We start from the raw sequence: 20,663 nt of genomic DNA, 5'->3' as shown, positions 1-20,663 counted from the left end.
TCATCGTCGTAACACCGACAGTGTTTGCAAAGGAAAGCTGAATTCTTATCGAAGGAGTTATGCGAAGTTCGCCTAAACGTAGGAATTTCCAAAATCCATCATCGTAGCTCTGACGGAACTCGCAAAAGGAAAGCTGAGTTCTTATCGAAGGATTTATCCGAAGTTCGTGTAAGCACGCCTAAGTTACTCACAATGAAAAGAGTTTCACGCGTTTTTTTTGCCCAGAAATCCGAATTCCCTTTTTGAACTTCTTCATGTATTCAGAGATGCTTTCATAAATTCAAAAGTTATTGTTTTCGGATGAAATTTCGCAATTAGGAATCGGAGTTTCTGGGCTGAAATATTCCAAATTCATCTTCCTTTTTTCAAAGAAAAGAAAGAGACCTTTCAATTCTTTAGGATTTGCTAAAGAATTAGAACCTCCTCTTAAGGGAGGTATTCAAACTACAAGGATCTACAAAGAGATCTCCTTAAACACGGTAGAAATCCAAATTCTCACGTAAAGGATCCGGAAGGGAGCCTAACGCGTTGAGATATTTTTTATATCTATTTTCTAATTCCGTATATTTGCGATTTCGAATGTTGATGAAACGATTATGAATTTCTCCGAAGGCCGGCGTTTTTGCGACTTTCTCTCGGATAGGTCTGCTAAAAGGAATGTGACGATAAAAGATACTTCTTACAACTTTATTGAGTCTCTGAACACCGTCAGATTCGTATTTGATCCAGAGTTGATAGTCGTTTGCAAAGATATCCCTGTCGTTCCGGAAACGTTTGAAGTCTCCCGCAAGTTTCTCCTTGATCTCCATGGAAAGGTCTTTATTCTTCTTAAAGAATTGGATATAGTCGGTGTAATCTGCCGTGATCGAAGGATTCCCTACGTTGTTCCATTCCGCTCCGAGAATGGATTTTGTGAGTTCCCAACGGAAAGCAGCAAGTGCATCGGAGATCATCGTTTTCAGATCTCCTTGAGAAAAGATAGGGACCACAATTCTTCCCGGGCTTTCTTTAGAGCCGGCTCCTCTATGAACCGAAAGATCCTGCCACATCATCACTTTGGTTCCGATGGAAGGTACCAAGATAAAATCGGGTATCACACATTTCTGGATGAATTCTTTCGTGATCCCCAACTCGTTGTTATTGTAGATGACTTCTCTGTGAAAAACGGAGTAATCGATAGCCATTAAATCGTGGATCACGTCGGTAAGAATTTTCTTTGAAACGTAAGACTTATCGATCGCCATCTGACTATGGAACTTTGTAAGAATCGGAAAGTGGGTAGCCGGACTTCCAGAAGTGAGTCTAACGTTGGCCTCGTAAAGAGAAGCAAACTCAAACTTTAATCTTGTATCCGGATTATCAAGTTCAGGAGGAATATCGGATTCTTTTTTAATGTTGATCGTTCGATTCTCCATCTTCACTTTTTCAAAGAAGTTTTGTCCCATCTCGTCCAAAGAAGTCGGAATTTCTCTTTTATAAATTCTCTCCAGCCATTCCGTTCCTAAAGAAATCGGAATATCCGAAGTGAAATTCATCGTATCCTGATGAGAATACATAAAGGCGATTTGAGAATCGTCCACCATGGTTTCGTCGAAAAAGCCGTATTTCAACATGAGATCGACCGCTTTCGGAACGTTGCGGTTTGAATTCATGTATTTCATATAACAGGCTTGATACATGTCCCAATAGTGTCTTCCTAAAGTTCTCCGGACTTTTCGAATGTCCCCTTCTGGATCCAGAGGATTTTTTAGACTTTTTACTTTCACCATGAGAGCGGAGAATTCTTTTACTCTCTCTGCGTCCAAACCTGAAAACTGAATGATAACGGAAGCCGAGTTGTCGAGTTCTTTGCGAATCGCTTCCACATCCACTCCGGCTGTGATTGCGGACGAAGTAGGGGCGGCTGTTTTGGGAGCGGTCTCCTCCATCTTCTTTGCGAGCGAGCCCGCCTTGGAAAGAAAAGCAGCCGCGTTAGGAGAAATACCTGCGACCGGCACTCCAAATAGCGCTTGATGACCATTCCTATACTTTTCAATCTTTCCGGCTGCGGCTCCCAAAACTGGAATTACGAATTCTGCGGGTGCGGTTCCGTAACCGGAAGAAGTGATATCCAGGATGAGATAAAATTTTTCCACGAGGCTATTCTCACCCACAAAAAAGAGTCGGAAGGCCTCATCCAGATCCGAAAGACAGGTTTTGAGAATTCCGGAAATTTGTTCTAAAACGTTCGCGAGTTTTATACAAACGTAGGTGAGCATCGAAGGATCGGCCGTAAAAAGTGCGTTTAGGATCTTCGGATCCTGGAGAACAAGCTTGCGGATGAAGTTGAATTCTCCGTCCTGAAAATCGATCTCTTCCGGATAGAGCCTTGTGAGTTGCGATTCGTGCTCTTCTTCTAGGAACTGCGGACTCGGTCGATCTGGAAGAAGGCCACCGTTGTCAAAAAATAATTTCAGATTCTCTCGGCAGAGACGCATCACCGGATCCACAACGTCCGAAGATACTTCGGGAATCGGAGATCCCGGTTTGATATCGGGAAAAACGCTCGGATTGAATTGATAGTAAAGAATGGAAAGGTTATCGTTTACCTTTTCAATTTCAGAAGTGATCTTTCGGATCTGATTCGCTTTTTTAAAAAGTTCAGTGACCTCTCTTAGGAGGGTCCTTGCGACCATCATTCCTAAAGAAATTCTCGAACCTATACTCTTCGCTATGGTTTGAGAATTCATGGCGTAAGTGGAAATTACACACGCTTCTTCCGCTTGGAGATGGAAGGGATATCTTCCATTCGTGAAAAGAGCAACGGAACCTGGGGTGAGATTGGCGCCGTTGAGTTTGAAAAGTTCTAATTTTCTTCCACTGGGGACTTCGGTTAAATAACGAACCGTTCCACTGTGAAGCACGTTCAATGTATTTGCTGGAGAACCCTCCGGGAAAAGGAGCGTTCCTGCGGGAGCCTGGGCTTGTTGTTGTGGAACTGAAGGATCAAATGCCATAGTTGATTATCGAAGGTTAAATGAAAAAGAAACTATTCCTAATCCATACGGAAAACACTTTTTTTCAAGACTCGAGAAAAAACCAGTTTTCAATGAGAAGAATCGAGTTGGATTCTTGGAAAACTTGACTCTTTATGCCTCTTGAAAACCATAAAGAACGATGAATAAAATCGAAAAACTTCTTCGTGTGTCCAGAATCGGAATGATCACAAATCAGAGCGCCTTCGGGCTCGATGGGGAATATCATTTTCGGACGATTCACAAAAGATACGATCTAAAAAAAATCTTTGTCCCCGAACACGGACTTTTCGCGGAGCTTCAGGATCAGGTTTCCGGTTCTCATCTTAGATACAATTTGGAAGGTGTGGAATTTATCAATCTTTACGGAGATCATGAGTCCAGTCTCGTTCCTGATTCCATATCCCTGGAAGGACTGGATCTCGTGATCGTCGATATTCGGGACACGGGCGCGCGTTACTATACTTTCCTAACTACGGCTTATTATTTTTTGGAAGAGATCAGTAAGTGGAACAACGCAGGGAAAGAAGAAATTTCCGTTCTGGTTTTGGATTCTTCCAATCCTGCGGGAAGAAAAATCGAAGGAACCCCCCTTCAGGAAGATTACGAATCCTTCGTGGGAGTCAGGAGCGTTTTACACAGGCATGGGCTTACTCCGGGAGAATTGCTCAAATATTATAAGGAAGAATTTTCTCTGAACCTGAAGATAAAAATCGTAAAGGATGGCTGGTATTCGAAAAATGATTCAGAATTTTTATGGATTCCTCCTTCTCCGAACATTCCGTTTATCTCCACTTGTTACGTTTATTCAGGACAATGTCTTTTGGAAGGGACGAATCTTTCCGAAGGTCGCGGAACTACGCGTCCTTTTGAAATTTTCGGTGCTCCTTATATTCGAGAAGAAAACGAGAGACTAAAAAAAGAATTGGAGAATTTTCAAAAGGAAAGTTTTGTTCTTCGTCCTTTAAAATTCATTCCTACATTTCATAAGCATAAGGATGAAATCTGCGGAGGTTATCAGATTCTTTTAAAGAGACCGGAGAAATTTCACAGTCTGTTTTTTTCCTTAAAGCTGATTCGATTACTGAGGGAGGAATATCCGAAAGAATTCGCCTATCGCGACGGAGCCTACGAATTTCGATCGGATCGACCTGCGATCGAATTGTTGGTCGGAGATCGTTTTCTTTTGGATTATTTAAACGGAGTATATTCAGATTTTATGGTATTTGAATATTTGAAAGAAGAGGAGGTGATCTGGAAGAAAAAGTGTAAGCGGGTTTTGGATAGAATTTAGAATTGAAAATTTAGTCTTATTTTCGCAAAATACACTTTCGAAGATTTGACGAACGTTTCTTTTTTACGATTTTGTCGACATGGGTTTTATTAGCGTTTATGCGAAGTTCGTCTAAACGCGCGCAAGAAGCGTCGGTTCAGTTGTCGTATCTCCGATAAAACCCTGCGGTTATGCGAAGTTCGTCTAAACGCGCGCGAGAAGCGTCGGTTCAGTTGTCGCATTTCCGACAAAACTCTCGCGGTTATGCGAAGTTCGTCTAAACGTTTAAGAAAGGCCGGCGCAAGTTTGGTGAGAAAATGTGCGTGTCCCTCGTTCTTGCATCGAGACTCCATGATTTCGAACTCCACATAAACACTAAAATTTCGAGAGAAGCATTCAAACATTCTTTTCCGAATTCGGGAATAATTTTCATTCAACATTTGCGAATGAGAAGACTGCGATTTGTAAATGAATCTCCCCCAAAGTGTCTCTCAAAAATCGCTAAATGGTAGAATTAAAGCGGATTCAGAAAGGAAAAATTGATTCAAACCTTCGTCCCGTCTTTTTCAGCGAAAGAATGATCCTTTCTCATTCTGAAATTTCCCAAAAAAATAGAGAGAAAAGGGGGAGTCTGGATTTATTTCCCATTTTTCGGCTGAATATTCCCCGATAAAAATCTTTTAAGCCTGGCACAAATTTTCGGTCCATTTCGTTTTCTAAGCGGGATATTAGGAGATAAATATGAACACACATTTGCAAAAATCGGTGAGGGGTTTGGTCTTGTTGGCGGTCTTGTATTCTCTACTGCATTGTGGAGGCGAAAAAAAGGAAGATATTTCCACTTCCTTGTTCTTATTGAATGCAATTGGTTCTTCCGAAACGAGCGGAACCGCTGATACCGAAGAATTTTTAACAACTTCGAAATCGGAGAGTTCAAATGGGAGCCTTGCTAATTCAATAGGAAGTCAAGATCTTCCTGATTTGACTCTTATAAATCCGCCGCTTTTTTCCTCCTGGAGAGACGAGCACAATCAACATAAGACTCGTTGTATGACTTCCTTGATTCTTCGGATAAGGAATATCGGTAAAGGCTCCTTTCGTCTGAATGATTCCCAATCTTCTTTTGTGATTACGAAGGCGAATCTTAAATCGAATCACGGTAAGAATCCTACGGATAGAAAAAATTTGAAGGATTTACTTCCCGGAGAATCTCTAACGGTCGAATTTAATACCGAATACTTTATTCCGGATATCGATGATCCTCTTCAGGAATTAAAGATTACTGCAGAGCTCGTAGGAATCGATAATGAGTCGTCTTCCAATAACAATATGATTTCAGTTTCTTCAAAAGGGTGCGGGATTCAAAGTGAAACGGATTTGCCCGATCTAACGATAAGTTTGGATGTGAATGATAGGGTCACACCTGGAGAAGAAATCAGTTCTAAGATAATCGCAAAGGTAGCAAACTTTGGAAACGGTTTTGCTCTTGGAAATGGTCCAGCTAACGAAGGCTATATGGTCGATTATATCATTTCGAAAGATCAAATCGTACCGGAAGGTTATGCCGTCTATTCGTCTACATTTAAGGAAGACGCTTTGTTACGCGGTGGAAGAATCAGCAACACACCCGATCGTCCGGCAGGAAGTTATTCTCTACTGGCGCGGGAAGCGATGTATCTTCCGAACGACATCCCTCTTGGAAAGTATTATTTTTGCGCAAGAATTGATCCAGGTAAGAAGGCGAACGAATCCGATGAAACGAACAACGCATATTGTAGAACGATCGAAGTTATCTCCGATATGTTACCGGACCTTACAATCATAAACGCATCCATTAGTCTCAGCGGAGAATGTCATCCTCAGGCTCCCGTTCTTTTGGTCACTGCTGATATAAAAAATATCGGAAAAACGGCAAGCGAGGAGCGATTGGATGTGGGAATGATCTCCGCGATGCATACGGATGTTCGTAATGTCAATTGGGGAAATGGCGCAGGCATTCCAGCCATTCTTCCCGGCCAGACGATCAGGGTTACTTTTCCTATCTATTATTTGATGGGGAATCCTTCTTACATGGAAGGAAGTCATTCTTTCCAATTAGAAGTAAACCGCAGTCATTGGATCGACGATTGGAATCCAAATAACAACCGCTATCACGTGTATCCGGAAATTACGATTCCTTCTGGTCTTTGCATCCGTTAATGGAGATAAACTGGAAAATTTTTCTAATTCAAAAATTCGCTCCTGATTTCTCGAGCGGATTTTTGAATTTAGAATGGTCGACTTAAGAATTGTAAAAAGCCGGAAGTCGTTTCTTTATATTCAATTTATAGGTTAAATCCGCGGTAGCCTCTCACAAATAGTTTCCTTTTTAACTTCATTTCTCGACAAGTTGTGGAAGCCAAAAAGAGATATTGTATATGGTCATAGGAATTCTGGAATAACGATTCCCAAATGATGCAACCTTCGTCTAAAGAAAAAGACTTCTCTACGTTCGAGTCGCAGGGACTCTCGTGCGCAAACGAGTTAACGGAGGTTTGTGCGAGCCTTGTTGAGCGTCTCGCAAGCCGAATGTCATAGCAAATGTGACGAACCTCGTAGTGAGGTACGAGCGAGCGCCGTGAGTGACGAACGACGCGGGAAAACGCGCACAAGTCACCTCATTTCACAAAGTCCCGCGCTTTCACGAAGTTCGCCTAAACACGCACAAATCGCCTCGTTTCACAAACCCCCGTGCTTTCACGAAGTTCGCCTAAACGCGCACAAATCGCCTCGTTTCACAAACCCCCGCGCTTTCACGAAGTTCGCCTAAACGCGCACAAATCGACTCATTTCACAAACCCCCGTGCTTTCACGAAGTTCGCCTAAACACGCACAAGGAATTCACTGATTTCTATGGACAACCCTCCTACCGATAAAGCGGATCAGAGAACGTCTGAAAACAAAGAAGTCAGGAATTTTTTAATGCGTTCGAGAGTTCAAAGGTTTTGAATTGTAAGAATTTTTTCTTCGCTTTTTTCCGAAATCCGGATCTCGACGTTCAAACCGCTCTTGGAAGAGGTTCTCCGGAAAATTCTTTCCAAAAAGCTGGCTTCGGGTTGGATCCTACAGTCGCTCGGGAGCGAAACAAAGTCGTATTCTTTAAATTGAAATCTTGCGAATTCTATCTTACCGGGATCTAAATTTCTCTCCTCTATTTCCCAGTTCTCTTCCAGACATTTCAAACCTTCTCCGGTACTTAAGAGAATTCTAAACTTTGTTTTTGCATCGGGGAAACGAAGTTCTTTGGAATCACTTTCGTTTTTCATAAACAAAAAGAAAGTAGGAACTCCCTCTTTTCCTTCCCGGCTTGATTTTGCATAAACGAGAGCCGATCCGATTCTTAATTTTGAAGACGAGGATTGAACCGCAAACGCACCGGGTGTCATTGTTCTTACGACCATCCCAATGACCAAAACTATCAAAACCAAATTGAGGACAAAGATCAACTTAACTCGCGAAAATTTACCGGAACTGGAACGTTTGCGACTTTCCTCTAAGAATTTTTTAAATTCTTCCGGAGAACGAGAATGATAACCGCCGCTCATTTTTTAGTTTCCTCCTTTTAGTAAACGTTTCCGAATTTCGGAAGCCGTTGGAAAACCTTTAGATCGTTTTGCCGCGTTCGTCAGCAAGGAAAAGGAAAGTTGGGTCGAATTCGGAATCGAAAAACCTCTCGAAAGAAAAAACGCGAGAATTCCCGCCAAAAGATCCCCCGTTCCCATCACCGCCAATTTGGGTTCCGTTTTTTCCCAAACAAACAAATTCCCCTTTGGATCTATTAGAAAAGAAGAATGTCTTTTCCATAAAATGTGAACTCGAAACGATTTCGCATAATCTTTTGCAAGAGAAATTCCTTCCGAAACGGTTTTGATCTTTTGGTTTAGAAGTGTTTCCAATTCACCAGTGTGAGGGGTCATGAGAACTTTTTCATGTAAAATTTTTTCTTTGTAAACCTCAAGAGCGCCGGCGTCGAGCACGCAAAATTTATCTTTCGGCAAATCCAAAATCGGACATTCATCCGTTCTTAATCCGGGTCCGAGTAAAAAAACGGAAGCTATTTTAACAAAGGGCTTTGAAAGAACAGTGGAAGAATCTTCAATTCGATCGATCATCAGGGAAGGATCTTTTTTGAGAACGGAACGCACCGTTTTTTCGGAGGGGCTGAGGAGCAAGGAAATTCCACCGCCTAACTCGTGAAAGGCGAAAAGCGAAGAAAGAGCCGCGCCCGCCATCCCCTGAGAACCTCCGATCAAAAGAAGAGAACCGTTTTTATATTTATGAGAATCTTCTTTTCTCTTAAGGCATTCCTTTAAGTAAGAATCCGGAATTATTTTCCAAAGAATTTTGCCAAACGATTCCGGATTTGGATCGTCCTTTTTCCCGATCGGGAATCCTATTCTATGAAATGTTTTTTTGATCTCGTTCGGTAAAAAACGGTTTCTCCATTTTTTCATCCCGATTTCGGCTAACGCATCCACTTCAAAAGGAACCGGTAAATTTTCGGAAAAACCGGAAATGACGTCTATACTCAGGATAAAAGTTCTCTTAGGGCTTTTCCTTTTTTGCTTTTGGATCTTTTCCAGGACTTCTCCGTATGGGTCTCTGATCGGAGGTTGAAAACCCGTTCCCAAAAGTGCGTCGATGATACAAATGTTCTCGCCTTCAAAGAAAAGAGGATCGGATTCTAAGTTTAGAATCGTACCTCCGGCTCGTAATAGTAGATTTTTATAATATGCGGATTCTTCCGAAAGGCTTCCTTCTTTTAAAAAAACTTTGGATTCTTTTCCTTCCTGGATCAAAAAAAAGGCGAGGGCAAGTCCGTCTCCTCCGTTGTTTCCGTTTCCACAAAGGATAAAAACGGAATCGGATCTTAGGATTTTTTTTCGATAGTTTTGATAGATGGAAAGGGCCGCAAAGCCCATGAGGTGAGAACCGGAAATTCCGGTTTTGAGAATCGTTTTCCGATCCAGATCCCTGCTTTCCTTATCGTCAAACAGAGGTTCCGAATATTCGGAAAACCTTATTTCCATTTATGAATTTCCAGATATCCGGATTTGATTCTGGCGGAATAGATCTCGTCGTTTAGATCCATCCAGGTTTCTCTCCAAAGCCCCCTTGGAGGAAGGTAGTTCAAACGAATGTTGTTTACGTGATTTCCGTCGTCGTCGTGCACTTGGAGACGGATCGAACTCTCCTCCTCGGTTTCGGTTTCCCAGAGAAAAAAGTTATTATCCTTTAAAATCCAATACAAGGATTCGGAAGGATCCTGTATTTCCTTGATCAGATTCGCGGACTTCGTTTCAAAATCATACTTGAAAATTTTTCTGGATTTAAAACGGGAATTCTTTTTATCAAAAATGCTAAACGAAGCGACCGCGTATTTGCCTTCCTGATGCGGAAGAATCGTCTCCAAACGAACTTGTGTGGAATCCGAATCCGAGATAACGTTTGAAAAATTGGACGCGCCGATTGAGCGTAAGAGCGCACCCTTCTCATAAACGGAAAATTTCATCTCTCCGTTCAATCTATGAAAGACAAAAAGAAGATCGTCTTCTCCGGTTTCCATTCTTTCAATGTATCCGAAAGGAGTGTTTCCGGAGGTTCCTTCCACGTAGATCGTATTTAATAATTTTCCTGTGTCGGAAAAATGAAGAATTGCCGAAGGAGTCGCTTCTCTGTATTCCGTATCAAACGAACCGCTTTTTTTTAAGAAGATATCCTCCGTTGCAGGATCCATCTTGGGTTGTTCTTCCTTTCCGGTTCGAGATTGAAGATAAATGTCCTCGCGTCCGTTCACGGCGATCAGTCCTATCTTTCCAATCTTCGCTGGAAAAAATTTATATTTATCTCCCGCCTTTTCCTTCAAAATTCCTAATATGAATTTTAATTCCCCATCGGTGGAGAATACTTTCAATAAGGATTGTTCGAAATCGGGAACGTAAACATTGCCTCCGACCACGGGTAACGTCTGAGGAAGATTGGTGGGAACTCCGTTCAAAATTTTTGCCTGAACGTCTGCGAGAGTGTGACCCAACTTAATTCTTCCATAAAGATAAGAATTGTAATTGTCCACTTTGAATCGAGTGCAACTTGCGATGGCGACGACGAACAAAAGAATTCCAAAAGAAAGAATAAAAATTCTTCTATGATGGGAGCGAATGCGGGAGATTGGATTGAGATTTCTCATGAAAACCTGGTTGGATCTGGGAATGTAACGATACCATTCCAATGGATCGATTGGAAAACAAGCAATAATCCAAGGAATTCAATCGGTCGCGGAATCCGTGGCTTTTTTTACTTTACACTGTAGCCAAATTTGAATAGTTTGATTAGGATATCAGGAAAAATTCAATCATTTGTGAGTTTTCTCTCTATAAGGCCGGGGTTTGACAGTAAGCAAGGAAGAAATCGAGACGATTCTGGATGGAGCCTTGCATTTGCCTGTCAAGCTGTACTCATTAAAGGTCAACCAAAGGCCTAACCACTCGTTGATCGAGGTTGTCTTGGACAATCTCGAACATCCGTATGGTTCAGTCAGCCTTCTGGAATGTGAGCAAGTTTCCAGAAAACTGAAAGAAGAGTTAGAACGGATCTCACCGGATCTCGACTACACTCTGAAAGTTTCCTCCGCCGGGGCGGAAAGGAAGCTTGACCTTCCGGGCGACCTGGATCGATTCCGGGGAATACCGGTTCGTCTGGTTTTTCTATCCGGAGAATCAGAGAATCCTCAGGAAGGAATTTTCCGGATATTGGATCGAGTTGAGGATCAGGTGATTCTGGAAAAATTCCAGAAGGGTAAAAAATCTGCCGGAAAAAAGCAGACGACCCTGAAGCTCAAGGATATACTGAAAGGGAATCTCTACGTAAGTATTTGATATGGCAGTTAAGAAGACACAATCGGAAGGAAATCTGTTGGAAGCAATCCAGCAATTTTGTGCGGACAAGTCCCTGGATAGGGAAGCCGTTATGGGAGTCATACGTGATTCTCTTATAACCGCCTATAAGAAAAAGTCCGGACTGGAAGGATTGGAAGAATCCGAAGAATCGGATATACCTTCTCCTGTCACAGTAGAGTTTGCATCCGGCAAAGACAGCGTCGTTATAGCAATAGCAAAAAAGGTAGTGGAAGGAGCCGCGTCTTCTCCACTCGAAATCGGTTTAGAAGAAGCGAAAGCGATCGATCCTTCCGCAGAAGTCGGATCCGTCGTTTCCTTTCGCGAAAAACCCGTCGAACTTTCTCGAATCATCTCGAGCCAAGCAAAGCAGATGGTTTTCCAAAGACTCAAAGATATGGAGAAAGAACTTCTCTATAATGAGTATAAGGCGAAAGAAGGGGAACTCACACACGGATATTTCCAGAGATGGAAAAAAGACGCGATGAGTATCGACCTCGGGAAAGTGGAAGGAATCATGCCTCGCAGGGAACAAAATCCCGGTGAAAAGTATCACAGCGGAGACAGACTCAAAGCAATCATTCAAAGAGTGGAACTTCGTCCGAGAGAGCCGATTCCAGTCATTACCCTTTCGAGAGCTTCCGCGGATTTCGTTCGGAAACTTTTTGAAATGGAGATTCCTGAAATTTATGACGGACTCGTTGAGATCATCAACGTTGCGAGACAACCTTCCATCAGAACGAAAGTTGTGGTACGTGCGACTCGCGGAGACATCGATCCAGTCGGCGCTTGTGTCGGTATGAAAGGGGTTCGGATTCAATCCATCGTAAGAGAACTTGGAAACGAAAGAATCGACATCGTAGAAGCGTCCGATGATCCATCCGAATTTATCGCAAACGCAATTTCTCCCGCAAAACCTGTGGAAGTCAAAGTGGACGGTTCCGGAAGAGAGGCGATGGTTGTCGTTCCTGACGATCAACTTTCCCTCGCGATCGGAATCAACGGATCCAACGTGAAGCTCGCTTCCCAGTTGGCCGGTTATAAAATCGATATCAAAACCGTAGCGCAGTACAACGCCGAGTTGGCTTCTCCGGAAGCGAGAGAAAGGTTGGAAAGACTTTTCTATTCTCCTTCCGAAGAATCTAAGGCTCAAGCGGAACAAGAAGAAGAGGATGAAGGCCTGACTCCTCTCGAAGATCTTCCCGGTCTCTCAGCCCGTATCGTGGGAATCCTGAAGAGTGAAGGAATTAAGGATCTGGAAACCCTGATCGAATACAGTCAAGACGATCTGGCAAAACTGCAAGGAATCGGACATACAACCGCCGGACAGATTCTCAAACTTTTAAGAGAATCCGTAGAATGGGTGGAAGATAACTGAGAAAACCCGAAGGGTTTTTCTCAGAGCCGGAGCTTTTAGTGACTCCGGAAAGCCAGGGTATCAATTATGGAAGATAAAAATAAGACGATCAAGGAAACGCTCCAGGGCGCGGCGGATGCGGGAAAACGCAAGAAGCTGATCATTAAGAAGAAAGGGGACGAAGCACCTTCGTCACCTTCCGCCTCTGCATCTCCTAAAAAAGAAACGACGGCAGAATCCTCTGCTCCGTCCAAACCGGTGACACCGCTTCCTCCGAGAGGGGATTCCGGTCAGTCGCCGATTGTTCGTCAGGCGCCTTCTTCTCAAAGAGAAGTCAAAAACGAAGAAACTCCGAGAAGACCAGAGTCGGGAACTCCTCAGAGATCTCCTCGCGATCCTCAAGGACAAGGAGGAGATTCTTCCTATCCTCCATCTCCCTCTCCTTTTCAAAAAGAAGATTCGAGTATTATCGTATCCAGGCCGATCGCAAGACCGGCCCCTCGTCCGAATACGGGCGGAGGTTATCAAGGCAATCGCGGACCAGGTCAAGGCGGTGGTTACCAAGGTGGCGGAGGCTATCAAGGAAGTCGTCCTCCGGGTCAGGGTGGCGGTTACCAAGGCAATCGCGGACCGGGTCAAGGCGGCGGAACGGGTTACCAAGGAAGTCGTCCTCCGGGTCAGGGTGGCGGTTATCAAGGCAATCGCGGACCAGGTCAAGGCGGCGGTGGCGGTTATCAAGGAAATCGTGGTCCAGGACAAGCTCCCGGACCGGGCAATCGTTTTGGTGGCAGTGGTCCGGGAAATCGTTCCGGTGGACCGGGCGGACGTCCGATGCCGATTACTTCTGCGGAAGTGGAACTCTCTCAGGCAAGAGGTGCCGCAGGCGCGAGTAAGAAGAAAGGGCACGACAAGGAAAAATCTTCCTCTGATAAGAGGGATTTTTCCGGTGCGGAGAATACGAAATTTTTCAAACAAAGATTCAAGAAATCGAAAGTTGTGGGAGTTTCCGGAATCTCAGTTCCCAAAGAAATTACTATATTAGAAAATGTTCAAGTAGGCGAACTCGCCAAAAAGATGAACCTGAAACCGGGGGATGTCATCGGAAAACTCATGAAGATGGGAATGATGGTGACGATCAACAATATCATCGACGCGGAAACCGCGGGCCTTTTGGCGGATGAATACGGTTGTAAGGTAAAAGTGGTTTCCCTCTATGAAGAAACCATCATCGAAGAAGAAAAAGACAGTCCTGAAGATTATATCAATCGTCCTCCGGTAGTTACCATCATGGGTCACGTCGACCACGGGAAGACCAAATTGTTGGATACGATCCGAACCAGTTCCGTGATCGACACCGAGTCCGGTGGAATCACACAACATATCGGAGCGTATCAGGTAAAAACCGCAAGAGGACTCATTACATTCTTAGATACCCCGGGTCACGAAGCGTTTACTTCGATGAGAGCGCGGGGAGCTAAGATTACGGATATCGTTGTCTTGGTAGTCGCAGCGGACGACGGGGTGATGCCTCAGACTCTCGAAGCGATCAGCCACGCCAAAGCCGCAGAAGTTCCGATCATCGTCGCTATCAACAAGATCGATCTTCCGACTGCAAATCCGGATAAGATCATGCAAGAATTGGCCAACCACGGACTTCAAACGGAAGAATGGGGCGGTCAGACGATGTATGTCAAAATTTCCGCGAAGGAAAATATCGGAATCGATAAACTTTTAGAAATGATCCTTCTCCAAGCAGAAGTGATGGATCTCAAATCGAATCCAAAACGGAAAGCAAAAGGAACGATCATCGAAGCAAAACTGGATCCCGGACGCGGTTCGGTTGCGACCGTTCTCATTCAAAATGGAACGTTACGAGTGGGCGATCCGTTTGTCGCAGGAATTTTCTCAGGTCGAGTTCGGGCGATGTACAACGATCACGGTCAAGCGATTGAAGAAGCAGGGCCAGCATTTCCGGCTCAGGTGACGGGTATCGACGGCGTTCCCGACGCAGGAGCTCCTTTTGACGCGATGGCGGATGAAAAAGAAGCGAGAAATATTTCTCAACATAGAATTGAATTCGAAAGAATCGGAAACGCGGGTGCCGCAGCCGGATCCGCTTCGAAAGTCACTCTTGAGAATATGAACGAGTTTATCAAACAAGGCGCTTTGAAAGAACTCAAGGTCATCATCAAGGCGGACGTTCGCGGTTCTGCGGAAGCGATCAAGGAATCTTTGGAAAAACTTTCCACTCCGGAAGTAAAGCTGAACGTAATTCAATCCGGCGCCGGTGCGATCGTGGATATGGACGTGATGCTCGCATCCGCTTCGAACGCTCTGATCATCGGTTTCCACGTTCGTGCGAATCCGAAGACCATCGCTCTTGCGGAAAAAGAACAGGTTCAGATCAAGTATTACAATATTATCTATCAAGTTGTGGATGAGATCAAACTCGCGATGGAAGGACTTCTCGAACCCGAAAAGATCGAAGAAGTCATCGGAACCGCGGAGATCCGAGAAATTTTCAAAGTCTCCAAGGTCGGAAATATCGCGGGTTGTATGGTTACTTCCGGAAAAATCGCGAAGTCCGCCAATGTGCGCGTGATCAGCGAAGGTGTGATCAAGTTCGACGGGAAACTCAAGTCTCTCAAACGGGTCAAAGACGACGTCAACGACGTGGTTTCCGGATTCGAGTGCGGGATTCAAGTGGACGGATTTAACGATTTCAAATCCGGAGATATCATCGAAGCTTACAACGTTACCGTCATCAAGCGTAAGCTTGAGTAACCGGGGTAACGGACTGTGAATCCGATCCGAAGAAAAAAAATCGAAGCGGAAGCAGTTCGAACCGTAGCGATGATGATCCTTTCCGGCAAGATCAAGGATCCGAGGGTACACATGGTTTCCGTTCACAGAGCGGAGATCTCCGAAGACGGAAAGAATATGCGAATCTTTGTAACCGCGATCTGTACTCCGAAAAAGCAGATCAAGGTATTAGCGGGACTCAACAGCGCCGCCGGCGTTTTTCAGACGACGTTATCGGGAAAGTTAAGTTTAAGAATCGCGCCAAGAATTCAGTTCCTCTGGGATGAGGAATACATTCAGAGTTTGGATGAATCACTCAGACTTACCAGAAAGCCTACCAATCCGGACTGAGTCCGGATTCTTAATCATTCACAAACCCGAGGGAATGACTTCTTCGGATCTTGTGGTGGTAGCGCGTAAAAAACTGCGTTTAAAAAAAGTCGGTCACACGGGGACTCTGGATCGAGCCGCAAGCGGACTCATGATTCTTCCCATAGGAAGTTGTACTAGTTTTTCCAGCGTATTCTTAGAAAAAGAAAAATCCTACGAGGCCTGGGTAAAACCCGGAGAATCCACCGATTCCGGAGACAAGGAAGGAGAGATCTTAGAATCCCTTCCCAAAGAACAAACCGCCGCGTGGTTCCAAGAAAATCAAAATCTCTTAAAAGAACTTTTTCTTGAGGTGCCCACCTGGGAAACCCAGGAAGCCCCGGACGTTTCCGCTCTCAAGGTGAATGGACGGAGAAGGTCCGACCTTTTTCGAGAAGGTGTGGCCTTGGTTCCTGCAATTCGAAAGATTCGCGTCTATCAGTACGAACTCGGAGACTTTAGCGCAGAATCGATTCAATTTAAGATTCGGGTTTCCGCCGGAACGTATATCCGAAAGATCGTAATGGACATTTCGGATCGAGCGGGGTTTCCTCTTCGTCTCGAAAGACTGGTTCGCACGAGCATCGGAAAGATCCATCTGAACCAAGCGGATTCTTATGAGAATCTTTTGGAAGGAAAGGTCAAAATCCATCCTCCGGAGGCGATCTTAGAATTTCCAACCCTCGAAATTCCCGGGACGGAAGTCCGAAACGTTCTCAATGGAAGAAAGACCAAGTTGGAATGGATTCCTCCCACCGAATTCTTACTCGTTTCTCCGGAAGGAGAGATTCTCGCTTGGTGTAAGAAAGAAGAACATGGAATCCATGAGTTAGATTATAAATATTTAAGAGTCTTCCCTAAAAATTAGCTTTAAAGGGGGGCCTATGACCTGAAAAATGGTAAAAAGGTATATTCACGATATGATAGCTACTGAACAGAAAAAAACAATTATCAGTAATTTTGCCCGTAAAGCGGGAGACACTGGGTCCACAGAAGTGCAAGTCGCATTGATTGACGCAAGAATCAAAGAACTCAACGAACATTTTAAATCTCATAAAAAGGATTTTCATTCTAAAACAGGTCTTTTGAGACTTGTGAGCAAAAGAAAGAAACTTCTGGATTATCTTAAAAGAACCGAACTAGACCGTTATAAAAAACTGATCGAAACTCTCGGCCTTCGTAAGTAAGCGAGTCCGACATGACACATACAATTTCCGGTCAGTACGGCCGTGATTCTATCGTTTTAGAAACCGGTAACTGGGCGAAACAGGCTCATGGGTCCGTAGTTTATAAGTCTGGTAATCTGGTTTTATTAGCCACCGTTTGCGCGGCCGATGATGCAAAAGAGGGGCAAGATTTTTTCCCTCTTACTTGCGAATATACCGAGAAACTTTATTCCGTCGGTCGTTTTCCAGGCGGCTATTTCAAAAGAGAAGCCAAACCTCCTGAACACGAAGTTCTAACTTCTAGAATCATCGACAGACCGATCCGTCCCTTATTTCCGGAAGGATATTTCTGCGAAGTGCAATTGCAAGTGCAGGTTCTTTCCGCAGACGGAGACGTTACCGTTGCGGGACACGCGTTAAACGCGGCGAGCGCTGCATTAGCAGTTTCTGATATTCCATTCAATGGTCCTATCGGCGGCGCAAGAATCGGAAGAATCAACGGAGAACTCGTTCTCAATCCAACCAACAAAGAACTTTTAAATTCGGATTTGGATCTCGTTGTAGCCGGAACTAAAACTCATATCGTAATGATCGAAGGAGAAGCGAAGGAACTCAGCAATGAGGAAATGCTCGCGGCTCTTCGTTTTGCTCAAAAGCACATCGCCGAATTCGTTGCGCTTCAGGAAGAATTCGCTAAAAAGATCGGCGTCGTCAAAAGAGAAGTAAAACTCAGAAAGAAAGACGAAGAACTTCTTACAAAAGTGAAAGATTACGCTTTTGAAAAATTAAAAGCGGCAAATCAAACTTCCGATAAAACTTCTCGTAACAAAGAAATCTCAAACGTAAACAAAGAAGTCGTAGAATTCTTTAAACAAACCGTAGAAGAATCCGAGAAGATCAAAGATATCAAATCCTATCTTCACGAATTGGAATATGAAATCGTTCGCGAACAAGTTTTAACACAAGGAACTCGTTTTGACGGAAGAAAGTTAGACGAAATTCGTCCGATTTCAGTTGAAATCAATCCTCTTCCGGGTCCTCACGGATCATCCGTTTTTACAAGAGGTCAAACCCAGTCTCTGGGAGTTGTGACTCTTGGAACCGGATCCGACAATCAGAGATACGAAACCCTCGAAGGACAAAAAGAAAAGTCCTTTATGCTTCACTATAACTTCCCTGCGTTTTCCGTAGGTGAGGTTCGCAGATCTTCCGGTCCTGGAAGAAGAGAAATTGGTCACGGAAATTTGGCGGAAAGAGCGTTAAAACTCGTTCTTCCAAAACCGGATGAATTTCCTTACGTTATCCGCGTTGTATCCGAAATTTTAGAATCCAACGGTTCCAGTTCTATGGCCTCCGTTTGTTCCGGTTCTCTCGCGCTGATGGCGGCGGGTGTTCCGATTAAGGGGAGCGTTTCCGGAATCGCGATGGGACTTTTTTCCGATACGTCCGGAAAGTTCGCAGTACTTTCCGATATCGCAGGTTTGGAAGACCATTTCGGAGATATGGATTGTAAGATTGCGGGAACCAGAAAAGGGATCACCGCGTTCCAGATGGACTTGAAAGTTACCGGAGTGAGTTTTGACGTTCTCGAAAGCGTTTTTACTCAGGCTCAAAAAGGTAGATTCCATATTCTTGATATTATGGAGAAACATATCGCCAAAGCTGCGGATCATCTTGCGGGAACCGCTCCGAGAATTATCGTGAGAAATATTCCTAAAGATAGAATCGGGGAATTGATCGGTCCCGGCGGTAAGAACGTTCGTGGCATCAGCGAACTCACAGGCGCAGAACTCTATATCGAAGACGACGGTCGTGTAACGATTTCCGGTGCGAACCAAGAGTCCGCGGAAAAAGCCGCGAAGATGGTCGATGGATTCTTTACGGAAGTGGAAGTCGGAAAGATCTACGAAGGAAAGGTGAAACGTATCGCCGACTTCGGAGCCTTTGTCGAAATTCTTCCCGGAAAAGAAGGTCTCTGTCATATCTCTAAGATCGATTTTAAGAGAGTCAATTCCGTTAAGGATATCGTAAAGGAAGGAGATATCATCCGTGTGAAAGTCCTCAATGTGGACAAAACCGGAAAGATCGACCTTTCCAGAAAAGACGCGCTCGAAGAAGAGCAAGTCTAAGATTTCAAAAGCGCCCTTGGAGCAAGAACCTTCACAGCAAGTCTATAGGAAAGTTCTTCCCGGGGGCATCACGGTCCTCTTTCAAAAAGCTCCTCATACAGTCAGTGTCTCCGCCGGCGTTTTTGTCCGAGTCGGTTCCAGACACGAATCTCCGAAGAACGCAGGCTATTGTCACTTTTTAGAGCACATGCTCTTCAAAGACACGGCGAAACGCACCGCGAAAGAACAAGCAGAAGACATCGAAAGGGTCGGCGGTTTTACGAACGCGGCGACTTCCAGAGAATACACTTACTTTCACGTTACAGTTGCGGGTAAACACCTGGATCTAGGATTAGAATTGTTATCCGAAATGATCTACCAGCCTCTGCTCAAACAATCGGATATTGAAAACGAGGCAGGTGTGATCTTGGAAGAACTCCAAGGTTATGAAGATTCTCCGGAAGATTATATCCACGACTTTTATTATCAGAATTTTTTTCCTAAGAATCCTTTAGGACGAGATATCATCGGAACTAGAGAATCCATCTCCAAGGTGAGTCATAAGAGTTTATTAGAATTCTATGATACGAATTACCACACTGAAAATATGTTTCTTTCCGTTTCCGGAAACTTCGAACCGGATGAAATATTTTCCATCGTTGGGAAACATTTTAACAAACCCAGAAATAAAAAGAAAGAAGGGAACGACCTGATTCTTCCCAAAAAGAAATGGGGATACTTTCCAAAAAAAAAGAAGCTGGAACAGGTTTATTTTATTTTGGGCGGCGAGGGCTTTCAAAGAGAGTTTCACAACGCTTCCAAAGCGAGTTTGTTCACTCATATCTTAGGCGGTGGAACTTCTTCCCGACTTTTTCAAAAAGTGCGAGAAGAGAAAGGACTTTGTTATCAGATCACGGCGTATCCTTCTTCGTATGCGGATGTTGGGATCAACAGTATCGTTTGTTCCACTTCAAAAGACAAATTCATCACTTGTATGGAAACCATCTCCGACGAACTCAAATCGATCCTGGACCACGGCATCACGGAAAAAGAACTGCGAGACGCCCAGACCAACCACGAGGGAACGCTATCCATCAGCTACGAGCAAACGGAATCTCGAATGAATACAATTGCTCTGATGGAACTCTACTATGGAAGAAATTATACTTACGAAGAAAGGGTAAAGGAGATCTATTCCATTACTCTGGACGATCTCAACAACTTTGCAAAATCCGTTTTTGGAATTCCAAAACTCCATCTTTCCGCTCTTGGTAATCTTGGCGTCAAAGAAGAAAAAGCGGCGATAAAGCTTTTTTCTCTCTAAGTTTTTCAATTTTTTCTATTCGCCCTTTTTCAAATCTACTTTTCATTTTTTACCGATATTCCTTTTGCCAGACAAGCATTCTTTACTTCTCTTTGCATTTTGGCAGTTGTAAAACAATTTGAAGTTCTTGTTTTCGGTTTTTGAGTCGGAAGTTCTCTGAATGTAGGTTTCTCGCCTTTTGGTTTCGGAGAGCGCGAAAGCGATCCGTTTGTGTGAGGTTCGTATAATTTATCGATGCGAAAGGGTTGTAGTTCCGTCCTGACGAGTGGCAGCGATTCTAAGAAGTTCGCCTAATTTAACTGTAAGGATTTTTGTAGG

The 20,663-nt window shown here is 44.0% G+C and carries 14 protein-coding genes; 10 read left to right on the top strand and 4 right to left on the bottom strand.

Annotation, left to right across the window (positions count from 1 at the left end):
- Positions 1 to 470 precede the first annotated feature (470 nt).
- Entirely contained in the window at positions 471 to 2,996 is a 2,526-nt protein-coding gene (locus JWG45_RS02670) for a cyclic nucleotide-binding domain-containing protein (protein WP_205278237.1), read from the bottom strand.
- A gap of 160 nt (positions 2,997 to 3,156) precedes the next feature.
- On the opposite strand from JWG45_RS02670, the gene JWG45_RS02665 reads away from it, so the two are divergent.
- Together JWG45_RS02665 and JWG45_RS02660 are read left to right on the top strand one after the other, a co-directional pair.
- Entirely contained in the window at positions 3,157 to 4,308 is a 1,152-nt protein-coding gene (locus JWG45_RS02665; protein WP_205278236.1) for a DUF1343 domain-containing protein, read from the top strand.
- Between the two features lie 720 nt (positions 4,309 to 5,028).
- On the top strand, positions 5,029 to 6,486 hold the full coding sequence (locus JWG45_RS02660; RefSeq protein WP_205278235.1) for a CARDB domain protein: 1,458 nt from the start codon (positions 5,029 to 5,031) through the stop codon (positions 6,484 to 6,486).
- 776 nt (positions 6,487 to 7,262) lie between these two features.
- On the opposite strand, the gene JWG45_RS02655 is transcribed toward JWG45_RS02660, so the two are convergent.
- The 3 genes from JWG45_RS02655 to JWG45_RS02645 are packed head-to-tail and all read right to left on the bottom strand — an operon-like array spanning position 7,263 to position 10,513.
- Positions 7,263 to 7,871 (bottom strand): hypothetical protein, encoded by a 609-nt coding sequence (locus JWG45_RS02655; RefSeq protein WP_205278234.1) that lies wholly within the window; start codon positions 7,869 to 7,871, stop codon positions 7,263 to 7,265.
- Between the two features lie 3 nt (positions 7,872 to 7,874).
- Positions 7,875 to 9,356 carry a bifunctional ADP-dependent NAD(P)H-hydrate dehydratase/NAD(P)H-hydrate epimerase gene (locus tag JWG45_RS02650; RefSeq protein ID WP_205278233.1) on the bottom strand — a complete coding sequence of 494 codons (1,482 nt, stop codon included), beginning with the start codon at positions 9,354 to 9,356 and terminating at the stop codon, positions 7,875 to 7,877.
- A complete protein-coding gene (locus JWG45_RS02645) occupies positions 9,347 to 10,513 on the bottom strand; it encodes an LIC_12708 family protein (protein ID WP_205278232.1) in 1,167 nt (388 codons plus the stop codon). The genes JWG45_RS02650 and JWG45_RS02645 overlap by 10 nt, the downstream gene beginning before the upstream one ends.
- A gap of 199 nt (positions 10,514 to 10,712) precedes the next feature.
- Between JWG45_RS02645 and rimP the strand changes: the two genes are divergently transcribed.
- The 8 genes from rimP (at position 10,713) to JWG45_RS02605 (ending at position 20,345) form a co-directional block, all read left to right on the top strand.
- On the top strand, positions 10,713 to 11,201 hold the full coding sequence (gene rimP, locus JWG45_RS02640; RefSeq protein WP_205278231.1) for a ribosome maturation factor RimP: 489 nt from the start codon (positions 10,713 to 10,715) through the stop codon (positions 11,199 to 11,201).
- 1 nt (position 11,202) lies between these two features.
- The gene (nusA, locus tag JWG45_RS02635; RefSeq protein ID WP_205278230.1) at positions 11,203 to 12,597 is read left to right on the top strand and encodes a transcription termination factor NusA; all 1,395 of its coding nucleotides are present in this window, start codon (positions 11,203 to 11,205) and stop codon (positions 12,595 to 12,597) included.
- Between the two features lie 66 nt (positions 12,598 to 12,663).
- Complete coding sequence (infB, locus tag JWG45_RS02630) at positions 12,664 to 15,360, top strand: translation initiation factor IF-2 (protein ID WP_205278229.1); 2,697 nt, start codon at positions 12,664 to 12,666, stop codon at positions 15,358 to 15,360.
- Positions 15,361 to 15,375: 15 nt separating this feature from the next.
- Positions 15,376 to 15,729, top strand: coding sequence for a 30S ribosome-binding factor RbfA (rbfA, locus tag JWG45_RS02625; protein WP_205278228.1), 354 nt, complete (start codon positions 15,376 to 15,378; stop codon positions 15,727 to 15,729).
- The gene (gene truB, locus JWG45_RS02620; RefSeq protein WP_205278227.1) at positions 15,686 to 16,615 is read left to right on the top strand and encodes a tRNA pseudouridine(55) synthase TruB; all 930 of its coding nucleotides are present in this window, start codon (positions 15,686 to 15,688) and stop codon (positions 16,613 to 16,615) included. Before rbfA ends, truB begins: the two co-directional genes overlap by 44 nt.
- A 52-nt stretch (positions 16,616 to 16,667) precedes the next feature.
- Positions 16,668 to 16,934 carry a 30S ribosomal protein S15 gene (rpsO, locus tag JWG45_RS02615; protein ID WP_069609165.1) on the top strand — a complete coding sequence of 89 codons (267 nt, stop codon included), beginning with the start codon at positions 16,668 to 16,670 and terminating at the stop codon, positions 16,932 to 16,934.
- Positions 16,935 to 16,945: 11 nt separating this feature from the next.
- Positions 16,946 to 19,042 (top strand): polyribonucleotide nucleotidyltransferase, encoded by a 2,097-nt coding sequence (pnp, locus tag JWG45_RS02610; RefSeq protein WP_205278226.1) that lies wholly within the window; start codon positions 16,946 to 16,948, stop codon positions 19,040 to 19,042.
- A gap of 16 nt (positions 19,043 to 19,058) precedes the next feature.
- Complete coding sequence (locus JWG45_RS02605; protein WP_205278225.1) at positions 19,059 to 20,345, top strand: M16 family metallopeptidase; 1,287 nt, start codon at positions 19,059 to 19,061, stop codon at positions 20,343 to 20,345.
- The last annotated feature ends 318 nt before the right edge of the window (positions 20,346 to 20,663 follow it).

It is taken from the genome of Leptospira ainlahdjerensis (genome assembly GCF_016919175.1).
GTDB classification, from domain to species: Bacteria; Spirochaetota; Leptospiria; order Leptospirales; family Leptospiraceae; genus Leptospira; species Leptospira ainlahdjerensis.
Note: the sequence above shows the minus strand (reverse complement) of the source record. Positions and strands in the feature narration are given on the sequence as shown.